Source organism: Paenibacillus terrisolis (genome assembly GCF_056171975.1).
In genome coordinates this window covers 31,672-51,522 of the sequence record NZ_JBKFGG010000050.1, presented here as the reverse complement: position 1 = coordinate 51,522, position 19,851 = coordinate 31,672, and the positions used below count along the sequence as shown (strand labels likewise).

Here is a 19,851-nt window from a genome sequence, read left to right as displayed (position 1 = left end):
GGTGGTCTATCACTTCCATTTTAACCTACGGTGTGCGAACAGGGGCTGCCTTTCGTTCATCTTAACTAATTTCGGCAAACGAGGTAGTTTATCGCCTAAATCGATGATTTAGCTGGAGGATTTCCAGTTATTGTTCGACCAGGCTCAAAAAGGGGCCAATTAACAGGGGAATTTCCAGCTAATGTCGCTCCCTAGTTGGCTCGTGTCGTTCCATCGTTGAAAAGTGGCATTAAGAGCCTATTTTGAGTTGACGAGGTACCGGCTATTAAACCCACTTTTCCTTTCGTTACACACAGCAGCTTGAACACTCTCTTATTGCGTCTGCATCGGGTGGTTTTTTGCTATAAGCCTCGATTTCACCGCCCGCATATGAACTGCATTCCAATGGTTTGTTGTCGGCGGTTTTCTATTCCCACGCTTCGCACGTTCAACCGGCTGAAGCCATAATAAAACGGAGGGGACGGGCGTCCCCTCCGGAGTGCCGGGCTTATTGAGCGGCAAGGAATGCGTCGATTTGGCTCTGCAATTCCGTCTGAATCGTACCCAAGCCTGCGGCATCCAACTGCTTGATCAGATCCGCCTGGCCTTTATCCAAATCCTTAATGAGTCCGTATTCCAGCGGAATCGCATAGCGAAGCATCACGTTGCCAACGTTCGCCACCTCGTTCTTCACCTTGGAATCGTCGAAAACGAAGGTTTCCAGCGGGAAATGATGAACCTTCGTCAGCCAATCATCCAGAATCGCATTGGCTTCTTCCGGATAGGAGGCGTCCGTCCGGTTCAGCGGCGAGTTCCAGCCCCAGTTGGAGAAGTTCGTGAAGTTGGCCGCTTTGGGACCCGGCGTGTATTTATCGTCGCCTACCGGATTGTAATGTTCTCCGGCGACTCCGTACATCGTGAGATCGTGAATCTCTTTATCGTTTTGCAGCAGATCGATCAGCATGAGAGAGCGCTCCACATTTTTGGAGGTGGCGTGGATCGCCATACCGTTTTGCGTCGAGATCGAACCGATTTTCATTTTGTCCGGCGTCAGATCGGCAATGGCCGCTTCGTACTCCGGTTTGTCGCGGCGCATTTCCGCCATATTGAAGGCGACGGTTCCGAGGTTTTGCGCGTAGGAGCCCGTTTTTCCCGCCTTCATGTCCTGCCAGACGTCGTTTTTATTGCTGACAATATTTCTGGACCATGCCTTGTTGTCGGCCAAATCTTTATAATAGGCGATCAATTGTTTGAACTCGGGCGTATCGTACACGTTGAACACTTTGCCGGAATCGTCCGACAGCTTATAAGCGAGCGGGAAATTATAATCCACCAGGTTCCATTCGTTTTGCTGCTCCAGCAAAATTTGATCCAGTTCATGCCATTTCCAGCCGTCCGCCGGTTTAGCTCCATACGCGCTGATGCCCTTCTCATTGGCGCCGATCGTCTTCACGTAGGCCGCAAAGGTCTCCGGGCTGTTCACGGGCTGAAGATTGTATTTCTTCCGCAGGTCCTCCCGGATCAGCACGACCTTATCCGTGACTTCCTCATTGTTGTTCGGAATCATGTACAGCTTGCCGCCAACCTTGGCTTGCTCCCAGGCGACCTTCGGCATCGCCTCCCAGGTTTTCGGCGCGTATTTGGACAGCATTTCGTCCGTCAACTCCAGAAAACCGCCCTTCAGAGACTGATCGTTATAAAACGCCCAGTTCGCCGTGTAAGCGATATCAAAATCTTCGTTGGCGGCAAACTTCAGCGGATACTTTTGGGTCCAATCCGCCCAATCCAGGAATTCGGCTTCCACGGTGGCGTTGATTTTGGCCTTCAGCAGCTCGTTCAGCTTGCCGAAAACCTCGTCGTAATCCGCCGGTTTCCCGCCGATCATCAGCATTTTAAGCTTCACCTCTTGCGAAGTATCCGCATTTGTTGTCGCGTTCGCATCGTTTTGCGTTGCGGTTGCCCCATTGTTCGCCTTTCCCGTTCCCGCGTTCGAGTCGCCCCCGCTGCCGGCGTTGTTATTGCCCCCGCAGGCGCTCAACAGGGTTGCCAATGCGAAAACCATGGCCAGTAATAATGCGGCCTTTCTTTTCAACTGCTTCATGACAGAAGTTCCCCCTTGATTTCATGATAATAATGAGAACATATCGATAACCAGGTTGCCCTGTGGTCATCCTTTCACTGCGCCGATCGTCAGTCCCTGAACAAAATAACGCTGAATGAACGGATACGCGATCATAATCGGTCCCGTAGCCACGATGGTCATGGCCATTTTCAGGCTTTCGGTCGGCAGGTTGACGGCGATGACCGCCCCCGATTCGGCAATGGCCCTGCGCATCCCGTCCATATTCCCCAGCATCCGGTACAGGTAATACTGGAGCGGCATTAAATCGGAATCGGTGATGAACAATAACGCGTTATACCAGTCATTCCAATAGCCCAAAGCGATGAACAGCCCAATCGTCGCTAAGGCCGGCTTGGAGAGCGGAAGGATAAAACGGATGAAAATCTGAAAGTCGCCCGCCCCGTCCATTTTGGCCGATTCCGTAATCGCTTCCGGGATACTGCTCATGAAGGTTTTCATGACGATGATATAGAACACGTTCATCAGCATCGGCAAAATCAGAACAATCAGCTTATCCTTCAATTGAAGATGGTTGACGATCAGCAAATACCACGGAACCAGGCCGCCGCTGAACAACGTGGTGAAAAAGAAGAAAAAGGAAAACGGTCCGCGCCATTTGAAATCTTTTCGCGAAAGCACATAAGCGGTCATGGAGGTCATAAAGAGCCCCGCCAGCGTGCCGACGGCCGTGACCGTCAAGGTGACCCCATACGCCTTAAGCATTTCGGCCGGGTATTTAAACAGGATGCTGTAGGCTTCTACAGAAAATGCCGTCGGGAAAATTTGAAAGCCGTCCTCGATGATTTTGCTTTCCTCCGTCAGCGACGAAGAGATGACCAGAATAAACGGGAATATGCAAAAGACGGCTAACAGCGTAAGCGATAAGTAACCGATAATCATGAGCACCAGGCGGTCGCCCGTTCTCCCTTTGTTCCTTCGCGCCTTAAGCGCCGGACCCGGATTTGCGTATTTCGAGACAATCGGATTCATCATGAAACCTCCATTCGATGCCTAATGAACGTTTGGCAGGCAGCCGTGCGAAATGTTCCTTGCCTGACTTTCGTTCCTTTTAGTTACATATCTAAAACAACGCCCGATCCTTGTCGTACCTGCGAACGGCGTAATTCGCCAGCAAAATCGTGGCAAAGCCGAGGATCGACTGATAAAATCCGGCGGCGGCGGACATGCCGATCTCGTTGGAAGTCGTCAGCATCCGAAAGACAAACGTGTCGATGACGTCGGTCGAAGCGAACAGCAAGCCGTTATTTCCGACCATGTTGTAGAACATGCCGAAGTCTCCCCGGAAAATGTTGCCGATCGCCAGCAAAAATAAAATGATCACCGTCGGGTAGAGATTGGGGATCGTAATTTTTCGAATCCGTTGAAACACATTGGCGCCGTCGATCTCGGCCGCTTCGTACATTTCGGTATCAATGTTGGTGATGGCGGCGAGATACATGACGGTCCCATACCCCAGCGCTTTCCATGCCGACACGACGACAAGGATGAGCGGCCAGTAGGCGGCTGTGTTGTAAATATCGACGGACTCGAATCCAAGCCCGTTCAGCAGCACATTCAGCGTGCCTACATCGTAGTTGAATAGGTTGTAGGCAATGGCGCCAACGACGACCCAGGAAATAAAATAGGGAAGAAAAAGAAGGGTTTGCGTCACTTTGCGGAACCATTTGCCGGCGACCTCGAACAGCAAAATCGCGGCGAAAATCTGTACCGCATTGTTGACGATGATGAAGGCGATATTATAAAGCGCCGTGTTTCGGGTCACTCGCCAGGCATCCCCGGAATCGAAAAAGAACCGGAAGTTATCGAGACCGTTCCAAGGGCTGCCGAAAATACCGCCGTTATAGTTGAACTGCTTGAAAGCCAATACGATGCCCGCCATGGGAATGTAGGCGAAGAGGAGAAAAAACAATACCGCCGGTGTGAGCATAAGCAGCAGGATTTTGTACTTTTTAACGTCTTTCCAAAAGCCGGATCTCGCCATCTGAATCAAACTCCCCTCTGGTTGTCTCTATATTCGTATTATAAATGGGGCCTTGCGCCGAGGGGATTCAGGAAAACAACTAAAACTAATACTAATTCCACGATCGGGACTAAGATCAAATTTTATGGCTCTTGCGATATTCGCCCGGCGTCATGCCGGTGGATTGCTTAAACTGCCGGTTAAAATAAATGATGTTCTTGTAGCCCATGATTTCGGCGATTTCATAGATTTTGAGCGTCGGGTCGGACAGCAGTTCGCATACGCGTTTCGTCTTCACATCATTCAGGTATTCGCTGAAATGAAGCCCCGTTTCTTCTTTGAAAAGATAGCCCAAATAGTTCGGCGTAAAGTCAAAGCGGGCGGCAACCTCCTTGAGCGTGACTTTCCGGTCGAGCATGCTTTCCACGTAAGCCATGATTTCCTCAATGAGCTTGCGTTTTTGCCGCTGTTTCTTCACATACAGCAGCTCCGATAATTCGAAAAATCTTTTCCGCAGCCATGACGCGATATCGTGGACCGTTTCGAACCGGAATAACAGCTCGGGCTGATGCGAATCCCACTTCAGCAGCTCGTACAAATTCTCGCCCATTTCCCGCAGATCGGCGTGGAGCTTGGCCGTAATCCGGATGATGAGATCGTAAATCTCGTTCTTTTGGGAGAGCGGCGTCTCTTTATAAAACAACTCCAGCAAAGCGTCATCGATCGCAACCAGGTCATAGTTCAGGATCGCCTGCTGCATTCGTTCCACAACTTCATCGCTGCGTCTTGCCGCAAATCTTCCCGCCGGAGAAGCCATCCCCGCCTCGCGGATAACCCGGTCTTTGCCCAGCAGCCATTTGGCGCTGAGCGCTGCCTGGGCTTGCCGGTAAGACTCCCGCAATTGATCCGCGTCATGGGCGTATTTGCCGGCTCCAACCGTCAGGGTGAACGGGGAGTCGCGGCGAACGGTGGAGACCAGTTCTTCGAGCCAGTCCAGAAACGCCCCCTCCGGGACGGCCGTCAATATAACGAATCGATTCTGTTGACTGAACAGCAACGTTCCTAGTTTTCTCCCTTTCACAAATTGCCGGATAAAGCTCATGATTTGGTCAATCTGCTCCCGCCGCTCCGTTTCCGGCAGTTCGCAGGTTTTCCATTCAAGATCGTCGATCTCCACCAGAGCCGCCGCCGTTCCCGCAAGCAGCAGCGGGGTAAGAAATCCGCGAATATGAGGTTCGATAAGCTGCGGAGAATATTCGTTCAGCCAGCGCAGAAGCAGTTCCTCATTTACCAGGGTAAGCGCTTCCGAAAACGAACGATCCTGGTCGCGTTCCCGCTCGATGGCTGCGCTCATGTCTCCCAGCATTTTAATCAGTTCCCGGTCTTCCACAGGTTTGAGCAGATATCCGGAGGCATTGACCTGAATCGCCTCTTTGGCGTAACCGAAATCTTCGTGGCCACTGATAAATATGATTTTCACCTGAGGGTTCAGCTCTTTGGCGCGCCGCGCAAATTCAATGCCCGACATGATCGGCATGCGGATATCGGACAAAATCAGGTCGATTCGGCCCTGCTCCATGAATTTCAGCGCCGTAAACCCGTTATTGGCCGTAGCCGCCACCTGCAAGCCGATTCCGCTGCCGCTCACCCGGCGGCGGAGCCATTCGAGATCCACCGCTTCGTCATCCACCAGCAACACATTGATACTCATGTTCGTCAACCTCCAGGAAGTTTTTGCTCCTTATCTTGAGCATACTCGCCGCCCCTTGCTATTGAACATCGCGCTGTTCAATGAAAATACATACAAATTCACCGATTTTCGGTTTGATAAGCTGACCCGAAGTATGACCTACTCATTACTCGCTTTCGCTTAAAGTCTCGCCGCTGCCCGGCAGCAGCACTTGCACCGTTGTCCCTCCGCCATAAATGCTGGCGATGTTCACGCCGTATTTCCCGCCGTATCTGAGCTTGATCCTGTCATCCACGTTCTTCACGCCGTAACCGCCCGTCTGGCTTGGCCCGATCAGGAGCCGCTTCACCGTTTCCGGCCTCATCCCGATCCCGTTGTCGATTACCTTTAGCTCTATGTGTTCTCCCACTCTTCTTCCGCTAATCCGGATCGCGATCGTTTCCCCAAACCAGGCGTGCTTGAAGCTGTTCTCCACGAACGGCTGCAAAATCAATTTCATGACCCGGACGTTTAAGATATCCGGGTCCACATCGATATGGACGGTAAATGCGCCCGCGTATTTCACCCTTTGGATTTCCAAATACGTCTGCACCTGCATCAGCTCATTTTCGAGCGCGGTAAATACGTTTCCCTGATTCAAGGTAAGCCGGTAAAAACGGGACAATCCCTGAACCATCTCCGTGACTTTCCCCGTTTCGCCCAAATTGGCCAAACTGCCTATCGTGGATAGCGTGTTGTACAGAAAATGGGGATTGATCTGGGCCTGCAGCGCTTCCAGCTCCGCCTGTTTCTTCTGGATTCCCTGGACGTAAACCCGGTTGATGAGACCTTGGATATTGGCTGCCATAACATTAAAAGCGTCGGCGATATGCACGAATTCATCATTGCCCGAGAAACGGATTCGTTTCTGGAAGTTCCCGTCCTGAAACGCCCTCACCAGCATGACGATCCGGGACATTTTCCGCCCGGAAAGCCTGGCTACGAGCAGGCCGATTAACGCCATGACAAGAAAGCTGATGGCGCAAACGGTAGATATGACCCTTCGCAAGGTTCCCGCGTCTTTCGTCAAATAATCCCTTGGCACCAGCGTTTCGATCATGAAGTCCGTCCCTGGAATCGGTTCGTGCAGGCTAAGAACCGATTGATCTTTCCCCGTCCCGGCCGTCTCTCCCCTTTGGTACAGCAAGCCTTCGCCGGAAGCGGAGGTATCGAGCAGCCGGAGCGTGATGCCTTCTTCCACCGGAAACGTGGAAAAGTCGCCGAACAGGTCGTCGAGCGATGCCGTAATCCGGACGTAGCCGATCACCGTCATGTTCCCGCTGTACGACACCAGCCTGCGAATATGGGAAATGTTCCTAAGCCGTCGATCCGTGTCGATCTGCAGCCAGATGTTATCGCGTTCGGAATCCTTGAACTCGCGGTACCACGCGCTGTTCTTGATTTCCTCAAAAGGAAGTATGTAATAATCGCTGTCTTTGATCGGTTCCTCCAGATTATCTCCGGACACGATATTCAAATCGCTGTTCAGCGTATACAGCATCAGCCGGATGTCGTTTCCGAAAAGCTTCAGCGGCGCCGTGATCTGCGGTACGATTTCGTCCAGCATCGTCAGGTAGATGTCATAGGGCTCTCCTCTCGTCTGCAAGGCTCGCTGAAACGTCAAGCTGCCGAACAGCGTATCCGACATCCGCTGAATTTCGTCCATCTGGTACCTTATGTTGTTTCGAGCCTGCTCCATCCCCGTTCTTATGTTCGTCTCCGCCATCTCCGTACGGGACTGGACCAGCATCGTATAGGAAATGTAGCCGATCGTCACGTCGGTTAGCAAAACTAGGAGCAGATAAGGAATAAGCATTTTGTAAGTAAAAGGAATATATTTCTTCATCGGTTCGGCATCCTTTTCTTCTTGGACTATACCCCCATCTTAGCGGCCCGCTCCAATAAAATAAACAGGTTTGTCGGAACAAAAAACGGCCGCTCCCGGCTGCGCAATAAGCGAGCGGAAACGGCCATATGATCGTTTATTGGATTTTTTGGCGATTGCTGATTAAAAAGTGTCTGCCGATTTCACGGCATGTTCCCAGCTGGGAAAATAAAACAAAGCGTTTCGCATCAACTCCGGATCGGATTGCTTAATTTGCTTCTTGCTCATCGATCCGCCATCTACCTGCAATTGCTTGATCCGGCGAACAACCTCATCTGCTCCAAAAGTCGCGTCCAATCGGCTTTGCTCCTTTCAAATCGAAATCTACCATTATCCATTTCTAACTTTATGCATTTTTATACATTTCCCATAAGCATTTATAACGTCACATGATCATCCGGTTTGCTGACTTCATCCGCTCTTCCCGTAATCAGCACGTATAGCTCATGTCTGTTCGTATAGGTCAGGATCAGGAAATTCGCCAGCCAGCAGCCGAAGGTCGGCAGCGGGTAGTGACCCAGATACAAAACGGCCGAAAGCAGCAGCATGCCGAACACGACCTGGAATCCATCCGCTTCCTTCGGGACTTCCCTGTATTTTTTGATCAGCATAAAAGCCGCGAGCAGCATCGCCAAAATAATCGCATAAGCCAGAGAAACTTCAAACGCCGTTAAAGCGCTCCACACGCCAAACGTTACGGCAATCGCCTTGCCGCCTTTAAATCTCAAAAACGGCGAAAACACATGCCCCAATATCGGAGCGATCGCAATTGGAACGATGCCGTATCCCTGAATCCAGCCGCTCCAAAGGATCAGGGCAAGCGGCAGATACCCTTTCAAAAAATCGAGCAGGATTCCGGTCAGTCCCCATTTGAATCCGGCCGCCCGCCACAAATTAAACGCTCCCGGATTGCCGTCGCCGATCTCCTTCAAATCCTTTTTGGCCATCCGTCCAAGCCAATACGAAAACATCAACGACCCGCACAAAAAACCTATGATAGAAAACACGATGATCATTTTCCGCCTCTGCCCCCTACCTGGATGTCTCTTCCTTTCCATGACACATGCCCGAGGAATGCGACCTGGTAAGCCGAATAAAGGTAGATAAACAGAAAGAACAACGTGGATAAAATGTGGAATAAGGGCATGATCCTGCCGAAATCACCGACATATCTGACAAAGTAATACATTTGAAGCGTATACAAAATGAATCCAAACAACAACGGATACGCCCATGGCGTGTACCAAAGGAACAGGGCGCTCTCCGATACGATGAGCCCGATCAGCCAAACGGCGACCAAAATAACGGTTGGAAGGCTCAATTTCGACGTGCTTAATACGGCGCCTTTGCCGAACCCCTGCAGCTCGCTTTTGATTCCGTTCGGGTACATCCGGAAGGACACCAAACCGCAGCCGATAAAATTGGTTACATCAATCCCCGCTTCCCGGTATTTGGCGCCGAGATTAAGGTCGTCGAGCAGCTCGGAGCGGATGCTGTCATGGCCGTTTATCGCTTCGTAGTCCCGCCGGGTCGTCAAAATGCAGGAGCCGTAAAGACCCTTTTGCGAATTGCTCCGTTCAAAAGGAGACGTAAACGCAAACACGCCCAGCACGTTGGCGATCAGCGCGAGCCGTTCGTAAAATTTCTCCGTATAGTGGAACGGCACGACCGAAATGACTCCGCCCGACTTGGCCCGGGCTTTGAGCAGCGATTCCAGCGCCCGCGGCGCCAGCCGGATGTCGGCATCGAGAAAAGCGATCAAATCGCCCGTCGAATGCAGGAATCCGTTCCATACCGCCCAGGTTTTCCCCGTCCATCCCGGAGGCAGCGCCTCGTTTTGAATCACTTTTACGCCATAACCGGCGGCAATCTCCCGGGTCCGATCCTCCGAGAAATCATCTACGACGATAATCTCGTAGGGCTGTATGCTTTGGGCCAACAAGGAATCAAGAATATACGGCAAATTCTTCTCTTCGTTTCTTGCCGGAATAATCACCGACAGCCTTTCGCCGTAAGCGTCCGCTTCTCCGCCATGGCCGGGAAGAAACCGTCTGCGAAACAGCACAAAACCTGAAAGACATCCGATTGCGAGTACTGCGAGTACCATGTAAATTCCCATCGCTTGCCCCACCTCTTCCGAGTACGGATTAATAAGAGAATTAATATATATGAATATTCTATGATTGTTAAACCACATATGTTAGAAAGAATTGGAGGCTACCGCTAGTGTAGTCGCATATTCCAGATTTTTCAACGGACTCCGGAAAGAAAAAGCATGCTCTTCAAAACGGAAGGCTTGAAAATGGTCCTCCAACAGCAAAACGGCCTCCGTACCGGGCCGGTACGGAAGCCGTATAACGCAATAAATTTTAGTGATTGGCCGATTCCGGACGGATGCCGATGCGCCCGATTTCCGGAGCGGCCTCCTCGTCATTGTACAGCTTAATCGTGTTTCCCCCTTGCTTCAGCGTGATTTTGACCTCTTTGGTTCCGACAATATCCCAGCGGGACGGTCCCCAGCCCCCGCTGTTGAACAGCACGGAGCGAAGCGGCGCAGCCCCGTTCACCGCAATAAGCAGCGGCCGGTTTTCGCCCGAGTAATAATCGAGGGTCAGGATATATTCGCCGTCCGCTTCCGCAGTGATTTGCTCGAACGTAATCGCGCCGCCTCGACCGATGCCGACAACCTTCTTGACGCCCGCCGAATCGGCGTGGCATAAAGCCGCTCCGCCGGACAGCACCCCGTCTTCCGCCGCGTAAAAGACATCTTCGGCCGGCGCGCTGCCAATGACCTTGATGCGATCGATCAGAGGAGCGGATTCATCCTTGCCGGCCTTGCGCAGCGTAATCGTATTCTCGCCCCGCTTCAGGCTGACCGCGATATCCGTCGTCCGCAGCACCTCGTCCCCGCCGGAGGATTCAAGCGACAGCCGCTGCGCCCGGCCTTGATTGACGCTGACGTTCAGGCCGCTCGGCAGCGCCGAGAGATAGAACAGCCGTAAGGTATAACGGCCTTCCCGCTCTGCCGTAACCTTGGAGAAGCTGACTTCGCCATCGCTTCCCAAGCTTGCGGCCCTGCCGTCCAGCGCGTTCTCGCGTGCCACCCGGTTCGCGCCGCCTTTCAGCTCGGCCTCGCCCGCTCCGTACACCCGAAAATCGGCATCCATATATCCGCCGCAGGTTCCCGTTTTGAGAGGAACCGCGCCATCGCTGATATAGATGGCGAAGCCGCCGTTTTCCAGCGATTCTACGAGCAGGCTGTCCCCGGCCGAGCAGACGCGCGTCTCTTTCTTCAGAATATCGCCGTTGCGCCCGTCTTTGTAAATTTCAACGGTATATCGGCCTTTCGGAAGGAAATCCAGCGATACCGTCAGGCCGCGGGCGGATGTGACGATGCCGCCGACGAACCACTCCCGGCTGCTGCGCCGCATCATCACCGCATGATCGCCCGGGAAGCCGGAAAGCAGCTTGACCTCTTCGAACTTGACGGGCAGACGGCGCATGAACTCCAACCCGGTCCACGGCTCGAAGCTGTAAATCGAGTCGGCGAAATGCTGCACGCCGGAGTCGAATACGACCGAAAGCGCCAATTGGTGCGCCTGGGTCGTGTTCCGGTTCGGATTGGAGAAGCCGGTCACCGTGTAATCCATCGGGCCGACCACGTTTCGGGTGAACGGAACGGTGCAGTTATGCACGGCATGCGGCAGTCCGCTCCACTTGTAATGCTCGAGCCCCATGATGCCTTCCGCCGTCATGAGATTCGGATAAGTCCTTCCTTCGCCGGACGGTTTCGTGCTGCCGTGAAAATTGATCATCAGCTTATGCTTGGTCATAATATCCGCGATCATGTTATACTGACCCATCGTATGCTGGGAATCGTTCATGAAGAAGTCTACCTTGAGACCCACCACGCCCCACGCGGCCCAACGGGGAATTTTCTCGTTCGCCTTTTCCGGTGTATCGATGGCCTGCATATCCGACCACAGCCATACGTCCACGTTTTTATCGCGGGCGTAATCGCACAGATCCTTCACCCAACTGTCGTCCCAACCGGCATCCACGGTAATGGCTTCAAAACCCATGGCCGCGGCGAAATCCACGTATTTCTTTTGCTCGCTGTACAATTGGGCCCCGTTTTCAAAGGACCACCAAGACCACACGCTGCGGGCCGGTTTGATCCAGGAAATATCCTCCCAAGAGCAAGCCGGATTAAGGTTGTAATTGACTGTGCTGTTCACCAGAGCGTCCAGCGTTTCGCAAACGATGGCGATCCGCCATGGCGTCTCCAGAGGAAGCCCCGCTTGAACCGGTCCCATTTGCTCAGGAGCAAAGGCAATCTTCATCCGCCGCCCGGCCTCGCTTTGCAGATGGCTGGAGCAGTAAGCTCCTTCCGTGTTCAGAATGCCCGCTTCAGTCAGCATGACCCAATGGCCGCCTTCCTCGCCGCGCAGCAGCGCCGGCATCCCGTAATCCCGGTTCCCCGCCGTTTGCCAGTCGCACCGGTTATAGAGACCTTCGTACGTATTTACCCAATCCTGCAGCCACATGTCGCCAAAGCTGTCCGGAAAGGCGAAATCGGTATATTCCCGATAAACCTGCAGCGGCTCGCCGCTTTCGCCGGGAAACGCGTAACGAAAAGCGAGCGCGTCGTCAAACAAACGGAAGCAAAGGGACACCGCCAGCTGCCGGACCTTGAAATGCAGCGTAAGCTCGCGATACTCGTTATGGTATATGGCCTTTTTACTGACGGGAAGAGAATAGCTTTCCGAGAAGCTGTCTTCTGCGCTGTCGACAAACTCGTAACCGGTCAACAGATCGCCGCGGCTGGTGGCCATTCCCAGCCTGGACGGCTCCAGAATCGTAAAAGCGCCTGCTTTTAAGGTGTAGCGGAGTCCTTTGTCGCTGTCCTGATAAACGGATAGATGAAGTGCTTGATTAGGCGAGGCGATTTTCCACATAGATGTTTGCTCCATTCCAATTGAAATTTCTGTTGTCTATTCCTTGACGCTGCCGAGGACGATCCCCGTGGTAAAATATTTCTGCAAAAACGGGTACACGCACAGGACCGGCAATGTCGCCACGAACACTTGCGCCGCCCGCGAAGTCCGCTCGGAAACCATGCTCAGCATCTGCAAGTCTTGCAAGGTCATCAGCTTCACGTCGCGGTTGACGATCACGGTTTGCAAGTAACTTTGCAGCGGATATTTGTTCGGAGTATTCATCAGAATGAGGCCCTCGAACCAGGAATTCCAGTGCGTAACCACGCAAAACAGCACCAGCGTCGCCAAAGCGGGCTTGGAGAGCGGCACGAACACCTTCCACAGGATGGTCCAATGGGTAGCCCCATCCATATAGGCCGCCTCTTCGATTCCCTTCGGGAGCGCTTTGAAGAAATTGGTCAAAATGACCAAGTTGAACACCTGAACCGCCGATGGGATGATCAGCGCCCAGAAGCTGTTGATCAGATGGGTCGATTTGATGATCATATACCAGGGCACCAGCCCGCCGCTGAATACCATGGTGACCACGAAAAACCACATGTACACGTCGCGTGCCTTGAACTCTCTCGCCGTTTTGGACAGCGGATAGGACAGCATGATCGTCAGAAGCATATTGACGGGAACCCCAACGAGCACTTTCAGTACGGAGATCGAAAAGGCCTGAAAAAACTCCGGCTTCTCGATCACGAATTTATATGATTTCAGCGTGAAATCGATCGGGATCAGAAACACTTTGCCTGTAGAAACCGCCGCGCTGGAGCTTAGGGATACGGCCAGCACGTTGATGAACGGAACCAGGCAGGAAAGGGCCAGCAGCGACAAGATGACGATATTGGCCGCATTGAATATTTTTCTACCCACGTTATCCCTTCTCTACAGAATTTTATAGTCCAGTCTCTTGTTCGCAACGTAATATCCCGTAGTCATGAAGAGGAATGTGATCACCGCTTTGAACAACCCCATCGCCGTTGCGACGCTGAACTGGGCGTTCTCCATGCCAATCCGGTAGACCAGCGTATCCAGAATATCGCCCGTCTTGTATACCTGCGAGCTGTACATATTGAAAATTTGCTCGAACCCGTTGGTTCCCGCGTTAAGGATATTCCCCAAAGCCAGCACGGACATCAGCAGGATCATCGGCATAAGCCCCGGGAGCGTGATATTCCACATCTGTTTCCACCGCCCCGCCCCGTCGATTTGGGCCGCTTCGTAAAGCGTCGGGTTGATGCCGGAAAGGGCCGCGAGATAAATGATCGTACCGTAACCGAATTCCTTCCAGGTATCGGTCAGAATCATACTGATCGGAAACCAAGTCTGGTCGCCTAGGAAATAAATGGGCTTAAAGCCGAAGGCCGTGATGATTTTGTTGACGATCCCCTCGGACGGGGACAGGATGTCGATGAAAATGCCCGCAAGAATGATCCATGAGAGAAAGTGCGGGAAATAGATGATTGTCTGCATGCTTCTTTTCAGCTTGCGCAGCCTCAGTTCGTTCAGCATCAGCGTCACGATCACCGGAACAATGATGCCGAGCACGATTTTCACGATCGAGATGACAAGCGTATTGCGGATGACCTCCGGAAAGGTCGGGATGCTCAGAATATATTTGAAATTGTCCCATCCGATCCACTCGGAACGGAAAAAGCCTTTGCTCGGCGAGAACTTTTGAAAAGCCATGACCAGCCCGAGCATGGGGCCGTAAGAATAGACCAGTACGAGGATAACGCCCGGCAGCATCATGAGATGCAGGGGGATATCTCTTTTGAAGCGCGCCATGTTCAACAGCTCCTTTCTCTGCGGCAAAGGATTCATTGGGGTGAATGGGTTGCCTGCCCTTTGGGCGGTTCCCGTCAGGCAGGCAAACCCGAAGCCGCTTGTTTCAGAATCTTCGGCGCCTTATTTCCTTTGGGCGTACCAGTCGTTGACTTCTTTCGTGACTTGATCTCCGCCTAGCGTTTTCCAGTCGGATACGTATTTGTCGAACTTGCCGATATCTCCGCCCATGATGATTTCGGTGAAGGTCTGCAGCTGGGTCTGGGACAAAACGGCGCCTTTTTGCGTCATTTCATCCGTCGGCGGCCCGAAATATTCGTCGTTCAGCACCTTGCTGCCGGAAGCGTAATCGTTGATGACCTTCAGCGAACCGCCGGGACCATACATCATTTCCGTTCCCCATCCGGCCATGTCGCCGCCTCTGTAGGCCTTGATGGTGTTGTAATAGCTCAGTTCCTCCGCGTTAAGGGCGCCGGTGTCGTCCTTCTCCAAAGCGGCGGTCACTTTGACCTGGGCATCGGGATTTTTCATCGGCGGCTCAGAATAGACGAGCGGATATTCGAAGATCGGATTTCCTGCCGTATCGACGTTGTAAACCTCCGGCTCCGCCGTCTTACCGAAGCATTTTTCAAGCTGCAGATTGAGCATTTGAATGATAGCTTCGGGATGCTTCGCGTTCTTGCTGACCACGTAATAGGTATTGATCGGGAAAGGCACCTGGACAAAAGCTCCGCCCTCCTGCGTGCCTACAAGCGCGTACGGCTGCCATTCCATATCAGGGTTGGCGACCTTGGCGTCGGACAGCCAGCCCATATTCCAGAACTGCCCGTAGAACATGCCGATTTTGCCGGCGCCTACATCCGAGCTGACTTTAAAGGAATCCTTGACGCCGAACTCCGGATCGATAAATCCGTTCTTAAACAGCGTCTGCAAGCTTTGAAGCGCCGTCTTGACCTCCGGCTGGATGTTGCCCGACTCCAGTTCTCCGGCGGAGTTCTTGACCCAAATGTTCGGATGGGCGCCGTATCCGTTGAAATAACCTTCCAAAGAAGCGAACATGCCCCATAAATCCTTGTTGAGCCCCAAACCGAAGGTATCATTCGCTTTGTTCCCGTCCGGATCGTTTCGGGTAAAAGCTTCGGCGATTTTGTTCACGTCTTCAATCGTTTTGGGCGGCTGCAGATTCAGCTTTTTCAGCCAATCGGTCCGAATCCACAGCACGTTGGCTTGCCCTAGCCCCGAAGCCATCTTCGGCAGGGCCAGCAGTTTGCCGTCGAAGGTCGCCGAAGCGAGCGCGTTGCCGCCATCCTGACTCAAGACGTCCTTGGTATAATCGCTGGCCTGCTGGTCGTAAATCGAAGTGAGATCCGCCAATTGATCGTCTTCCACCAGCTGTTTCAGCTGCGATGCGCTTACCTGAAAAATGTCCGGCAGGTCATTGGACGCAATGGAAATGTTCAGCTTTTGCTCGTATTGGGCGACCGGAACCATCCACTCGTAATTCAACTTGATACCAAGCTCGGAGTCGTATAACCGGGTCCACACGTTGTTGTCCAGCGTATCGGAACCGCTGAATTTCAAGTCGTCGGGAACCGGGCGAACCGCTGTAACCGTTATCATTTTATTGCCGTTTTGACCGTCCGAGTCCGCAGGCGAAGGAGCCGCGGCATCGTTGTTGTTCGAGCACCCGGAAAGGGCGGAGAAAGATACCGCCGCGATCGTAAGCAGGAGCGACAGAAGCTTCATTTTTCTCAAGCGAAACACCATCCTCAATTTCAGTCTAATGGCTGCATCCATGTAATAAGTGTAGTCCTGCGGATGATGCGTTGAACATAATAAGATATCTACTTCTCTTGTCTTCTCTCAACCAGTGTTCCTTAAGTCGCTCATTCCGGGCCGGCCGGGCCGTAACGATCCCGATATTCCACAGGGGTAAGCCCCTTTTGCTTTTTAAAAACCCGGGTGAAGTAAGCGGCCGAGTCGTAGCCGGCCTCTTTGGCGATACGGTGGATTTTGAATTCCGTGTCCTTCAAAAGTATTTCCGAATACTCGATCCGTTTTCGGGTAATGTAGTCGGTCAGGTTGTCGCCCGTCGTCTGCTTGAATAAGCGCGACATGTATACGGGATTGATATAGAAACGCTCGGCAAGCGCGGAGAGGGAAAGATCGTCGGCCAGATTCCCCGCAACGTAGCGTTTGATTTTGGCCGCGAAATTTTGGCTGTGCGTAGCCTGTTTCTTTTGCCGAAGCTCAAAAATTTGCTTGACCAGCTTGGTGATGTTTTTTTCCAGAGTCGCCTTGTCGCAGAAACGGTAAAACAGTTCGAAGTTGTCCCGATCGGCAAAAAGCTCCTTCGAAAGCTTCCGGCTGTTGATATAGGTGAGCAGCATATTGGTCAGCGCGTGATACGTCTCCAGATTGGTCAAAAGCGCATCTCTTGGCCCCTCATCATCGCTCAGCAGCAGTTTCAGAGTTTCGGAGAAATGCTGCTCATCCTCCTCTTCTTCCAGACAAGCCTGAAGCGCGGTCAGATGCTTGAACTGCTTCAGATCCTGCTCCGGCCGCTCATAGTCGCCGTCCTTTTGTTCCAAGTAGAAGCGGGAATTGGCAAGGATTTGCTCGTCGTTGTTCACCGTCATTTGGCTGAGGATCAGTTTAACGGCGCCGAATCTGGCCGGCAGCTCTTCCCAATCCGCGTAATCGTCGTAAATCACGGACACCGACGCGTTCAGGGCCTGCAGGCAATGCGATTGGACAATTTCCAGCGTTTCTTTCAAGTAAAGCAGGCTGCGGGCGGCGTCTTTTTGCTGAAGCACCCAGATCATGTTTTTGCCCTCAAAGGTGGCTTCATACCCGGCATACATCTCCAAAAGATATTTCTGGAATACCGCCTTGACCTGCATGAAAAAATCAAGCTGGCTGTCGGAAGTGCCGCGAAGCGAGCTTTTATCCAGTCGGAGCGCCACCAAAAGGCTTGGTTTCTCCGGATCGATCTCCATCCGGTATTTGGCGAGATCGTCCCGGTACTCCCCGATCGGCTCTCCCTCCAACAGCTTGAGGAGGCAAGCGCTTTGCAGCATCGGGAGCGCGGAGGCGATATACTGCTCGTTTTCCTCGATAAACTCCTGCGCTTGTCTTTCCTGCCGGATTTGCCGGATACATTCGTTTACGGCCGCGACAATGGCGTCCTCTCCTTCACTCTTAAGGACATAACCTACGGCGTTATTTTTCATAGCCTGATAGGCGTAGGTGAACTCGCTGTACGCAGTAAGAACAACCAGCTTGCAATAAGGCCATTGCTTCCGAATTTCCTTTTGCAGTTCCAAGCCGCTTGTTCCCGGCATCCTTATGTCGGTCAAAACGATATCCATTCGGGTCCGGTGCAGCAATTCCAGAGCCTTGTTCCCCGAGGGAGCACTGTATACATCCAGTTCTTCGTTCTCCTGAAACAAATCGATCAAACCATCGAGAATATAGGGTTCATCATCAACAATCAACAGTTTATACATGTTCCACCTCGCCTATCGTTAGAGCCACTCTTAGTCCGCCAAGCGCGCTTTTCCCCACCTTGACGCCGCTATCCTTGCCGTATAACAGCTGGAGACGCTTATGGATGTTGGTCAGGCCGCTAATTTCTCCGGCGTTCTGCCGCAAGCTTGCTCTCATTTTTTCCAATCCTTCGTCGGTTATTTCGCCGTTATCCTCCACCGCGATCACAAGGTTGTCCCGATCGCTGCTAAAGCTGACCCGCAAAATTCCTTCCTCGGTGAAATTGCCGATGCCGTGCTCGAACACATTTTCGACCAGCGGCTGCAGAATCAATCTCGGAACAAGCCTGCCTGCGGCCTCGGGCGGAATCTCGTCGAAACGGATGTCCACCCGCTCGCCAAAACGCATCTTCTGAATATCGGCGTAAATTCTGGAGTGCTCCACTTCCTCGGCAAGCGGAATATCGCCGGATTGCTTCTGGGTAATAAACTGGTAGTATTTGGCCAAATACTCCGAAAACTGCTTGATGCTCTCGAAATCGTTCAGCCGGGCCATATTCCGGATAACGAAAAAGCTATTGTAAAGAAAATGCGGGTTAATCTGCGATTGAAGTTGTTTAAGTTCGGCGCGTTGTGCCAGAATTTTCTGCTCGTAGACCTGCTCCAACAGATCCTTGATCCTGGCGACCATCGCGTTGAAGGAACGGTAAATGTAACGGAACTCATCGTTTTTGCGATGCTCCAGCTGCAGCCCCAAATTGCCCCGCTGCACCTCGCCGAACGCTTTCACCAAAATCCCCAGCGGATTTTTGATCAGCTTGGCCGTCAGGTACGTCAAAATAAGCACCGTCAAAATAATGACCAAGCTGAATACGATGAAATAGCCGCGAAGCTCCCGAATTTGCGGGTTGATTTGATGGACGGGCAAGTTGGCCGCCAGATTCAGTCCAAGATATTCGGAAGCCTGGTTGACGACCCAGGCCGGCCCCCCCTTTGCTTTGATCTTGTGCGGGCCGTTACCCGGCTGCCGCGCGACCAGGCTTTGAAGATCTACGGGGTTTACGCCCGGTTTCTGCTCATAAGCGACATAAGAATGATTGGCGTCGTACAGAACGATATTCTCCGCATTGGAGATATTGGCAAGCTCTTCTTTGATCCGGCTCCCTGAGATCTCGACAACGAACAAGTAGGTGAAGTTGTCCGATCCGCTTGGGGTCCCCGGGGGAAGGAATACGTAAAACAGGCGCTCGTCCCAGACCGTAAAATGCCAGCCGGTTTGCCGCTTTGAAGTCTCGTAAATCTGCAAGATTTCGCCGGTGTCCGGGGTCAAATTGCCTTCGACGTCGATGACCCGATGCAGGCTCGGAATATAGGTTTTGAGCTCCTGGATATAGCCGCTGCTGTCCTTCAGGGTTTCCATGCGGCGGATATACCGATTGATGGACACGGTTTTCTGATAATTGCTCATGATCGCGCTGGAGTTCGAAAGCATCAGCAAATCCTCGTCCAGCAAATTGGAATATGAAAGCGCCTTCACTTTTGTCAATTCATTTTCGATATTGTTAAACCCGTGGAGGGCCGATGAATTAAAAGCGTCCACCGTTGTGCCGTCAAGCAGGCGGATCTGCCAATTGTAAAGAATCATGGCAATTACGCATATCGGTGTGATCGTGAGCATAAAAAACGCGACGAATCTCGTAAAAACCGAACCTTTGGAGCTTCCTAGCCGCTTCATGTTAGGGTCCCTTCCTTGTCGGCAAGCGTAGGGTAGGGTCTGCCGCCACAGCAAACCGTGCTTGACCGTTAATAAAAATGACAGGCGAATTTGAATATTACTTTATCACACTCGGAAAATGTAAAAAACCGTCCGATTCGCCGTCGGACGGTTCAATAT

At 52.4% G+C, this 19,851-nt stretch carries 14 protein-coding genes; all 14 read right to left on the bottom strand.

Annotated features, from left to right (window positions below; all coding sequences use genetic code 11):
• Nucleotides 1-487: 487 nt before the first annotated feature.
• The 14 genes from ACI48K_RS24670 to ACI48K_RS24605 all read right to left on the bottom strand — a co-directional run bounded on the left by ACI48K_RS24670 (nt 488) and on the right by ACI48K_RS24605 (nt 19,692).
• The gene (locus tag ACI48K_RS24670) at nt 488-2,080 is read right to left on the bottom strand and encodes an ABC transporter substrate-binding protein (RefSeq protein ID WP_475030285.1); all 1,593 of its coding nucleotides are present in this window, start codon (nt 2,078-2,080) and stop codon (nt 488-490) included.
• Nucleotides 2,081-2,146: 66 nt separating this feature from the next.
• A complete protein-coding gene (locus tag ACI48K_RS24665) occupies nt 2,147-3,091 on the bottom strand; it encodes a carbohydrate ABC transporter permease (RefSeq protein ID WP_475030289.1) in 945 nt (314 codons plus the stop codon).
• A gap of 91 nt (nt 3,092-3,182) precedes the next feature.
• Nucleotides 3,183-4,103: an ABC transporter permease gene (locus ACI48K_RS24660; RefSeq protein ID WP_475030284.1), complete on the bottom strand. Its 921-nt coding sequence runs from the start codon at nt 4,101-4,103 to the stop codon at nt 3,183-3,185.
• 115 nt (nt 4,104-4,218) lie between these two features.
• Nucleotides 4,219-5,793 (bottom strand): response regulator, encoded by a 1,575-nt coding sequence (locus ACI48K_RS24655; RefSeq protein WP_475030283.1) that lies wholly within the window; start codon nt 5,791-5,793, stop codon nt 4,219-4,221.
• A gap of 145 nt (nt 5,794-5,938) precedes the next feature.
• Nucleotides 5,939-7,657: a sensor histidine kinase gene (locus tag ACI48K_RS24650; protein ID WP_475030282.1), complete on the bottom strand. Its 1,719-nt coding sequence runs from the start codon at nt 7,655-7,657 to the stop codon at nt 5,939-5,941.
• Between the two features lie 162 nt (nt 7,658-7,819).
• The gene (locus ACI48K_RS24645) at nt 7,820-7,993 is read right to left on the bottom strand and encodes a hypothetical protein (RefSeq protein WP_475030281.1); all 174 of its coding nucleotides are present in this window, start codon (nt 7,991-7,993) and stop codon (nt 7,820-7,822) included.
• An 80-nt stretch (nt 7,994-8,073) separates the two neighbouring features.
• The gene (locus ACI48K_RS24640) at nt 8,074-8,712 is read right to left on the bottom strand and encodes a glycerol-3-phosphate acyltransferase (protein ID WP_475030280.1); all 639 of its coding nucleotides are present in this window, start codon (nt 8,710-8,712) and stop codon (nt 8,074-8,076) included.
• On the bottom strand, nt 8,709-9,815 hold the full coding sequence (locus ACI48K_RS24635) for a glycosyltransferase (protein WP_475030279.1): 1,107 nt from the start codon (nt 9,813-9,815) through the stop codon (nt 8,709-8,711). Before ACI48K_RS24635 ends, ACI48K_RS24640 begins: the two co-directional genes overlap by 4 nt.
• 250 nt (nt 9,816-10,065) lie before the next feature.
• A complete protein-coding gene (locus ACI48K_RS24630; protein ID WP_475030278.1) occupies nt 10,066-12,654 on the bottom strand; it encodes a glycoside hydrolase family 97 N-terminal domain-containing protein in 2,589 nt (862 codons plus the stop codon).
• A 36-nt stretch (nt 12,655-12,690) separates the two neighbouring features.
• The gene (locus ACI48K_RS24625; protein ID WP_475030277.1) at nt 12,691-13,557 is read right to left on the bottom strand and encodes a carbohydrate ABC transporter permease; all 867 of its coding nucleotides are present in this window, start codon (nt 13,555-13,557) and stop codon (nt 12,691-12,693) included.
• A gap of 12 nt (nt 13,558-13,569) precedes the next feature.
• Nucleotides 13,570-14,472 carry an ABC transporter permease gene (locus tag ACI48K_RS24620; RefSeq protein WP_475030276.1) on the bottom strand — a complete coding sequence of 301 codons (903 nt, stop codon included), beginning with the start codon at nt 14,470-14,472 and terminating at the stop codon, nt 13,570-13,572.
• 120 nt (nt 14,473-14,592) lie between these two features.
• Nucleotides 14,593-16,215: an extracellular solute-binding protein gene (locus ACI48K_RS24615; protein ID WP_475030288.1), complete on the bottom strand. Its 1,623-nt coding sequence runs from the start codon at nt 16,213-16,215 to the stop codon at nt 14,593-14,595.
• A gap of 140 nt (nt 16,216-16,355) precedes the next feature.
• Nucleotides 16,356-17,978, bottom strand: coding sequence for a response regulator transcription factor (locus ACI48K_RS24610; protein ID WP_475030275.1), 1,623 nt, complete (start codon nt 17,976-17,978; stop codon nt 16,356-16,358).
• On the bottom strand, nt 17,971-19,692 hold the full coding sequence (locus ACI48K_RS24605; RefSeq protein ID WP_475030274.1) for a sensor histidine kinase: 1,722 nt from the start codon (nt 19,690-19,692) through the stop codon (nt 17,971-17,973). The genes ACI48K_RS24610 and ACI48K_RS24605 overlap by 8 nt, the downstream gene beginning before the upstream one ends.
• Nucleotides 19,693-19,851 lie beyond the last annotated feature (159 nt).

Excerpts from the sequence above, each read along its gene's own strand:
- ACI48K_RS24620 (WP_475030276.1), bottom strand. The coding sequence starts at position 14,472 with ATGGCGCGCTTCAAAAGAGATATCCCCCTGCATCTCATGATGCTGCCG.
- ACI48K_RS24615 (WP_475030288.1), bottom strand. The coding sequence starts at position 16,215 with ATGAAGCTTCTGTCGCTCCTGCTTACGATCGCGGCGGTATCTTTCTCC.
- ACI48K_RS24640 (WP_475030280.1), bottom strand. The coding sequence starts at position 8,712 with ATGATCATCGTGTTTTCTATCATAGGTTTTTTGTGCGGGTCGTTGATG.
- ACI48K_RS24650 (WP_475030282.1), bottom strand. The coding sequence starts at position 7,657 with ATGAAGAAATATATTCCTTTTACTTACAAAATGCTTATTCCTTATCTG.
- ACI48K_RS24655 (WP_475030283.1), bottom strand. The coding sequence starts at position 5,793 with ATGAGTATCAATGTGTTGCTGGTGGATGACGAAGCGGTGGATCTCGAA.
- ACI48K_RS24660 (WP_475030284.1), bottom strand. The coding sequence starts at position 4,103 with ATGGCGAGATCCGGCTTTTGGAAAGACGTTAAAAAGTACAAAATCCTG.
- ACI48K_RS24605 (WP_475030274.1), bottom strand. The coding sequence starts at position 19,692 with ATGAAGCGGCTAGGAAGCTCCAAAGGTTCGGTTTTTACGAGATTCGTC.
- ACI48K_RS24665 (WP_475030289.1), bottom strand. The coding sequence starts at position 3,091 with ATGAATCCGATTGTCTCGAAATACGCAAATCCGGGTCCGGCGCTTAAG.
- ACI48K_RS24635 (WP_475030279.1), bottom strand. The coding sequence starts at position 9,815 with ATGGGAATTTACATGGTACTCGCAGTACTCGCAATCGGATGTCTTTCA.
- ACI48K_RS24610 (WP_475030275.1), bottom strand. The coding sequence starts at position 17,978 with ATGTATAAACTGTTGATTGTTGATGATGAACCCTATATTCTCGATGGT.
- ACI48K_RS24670 (WP_475030285.1), bottom strand. The coding sequence starts at position 2,080 with ATGAAGCAGTTGAAAAGAAAGGCCGCATTATTACTGGCCATGGTTTTC.
- ACI48K_RS24630 (WP_475030278.1), bottom strand. The coding sequence starts at position 12,654 with ATGTGGAAAATCGCCTCGCCTAATCAAGCACTTCATCTATCCGTTTAT.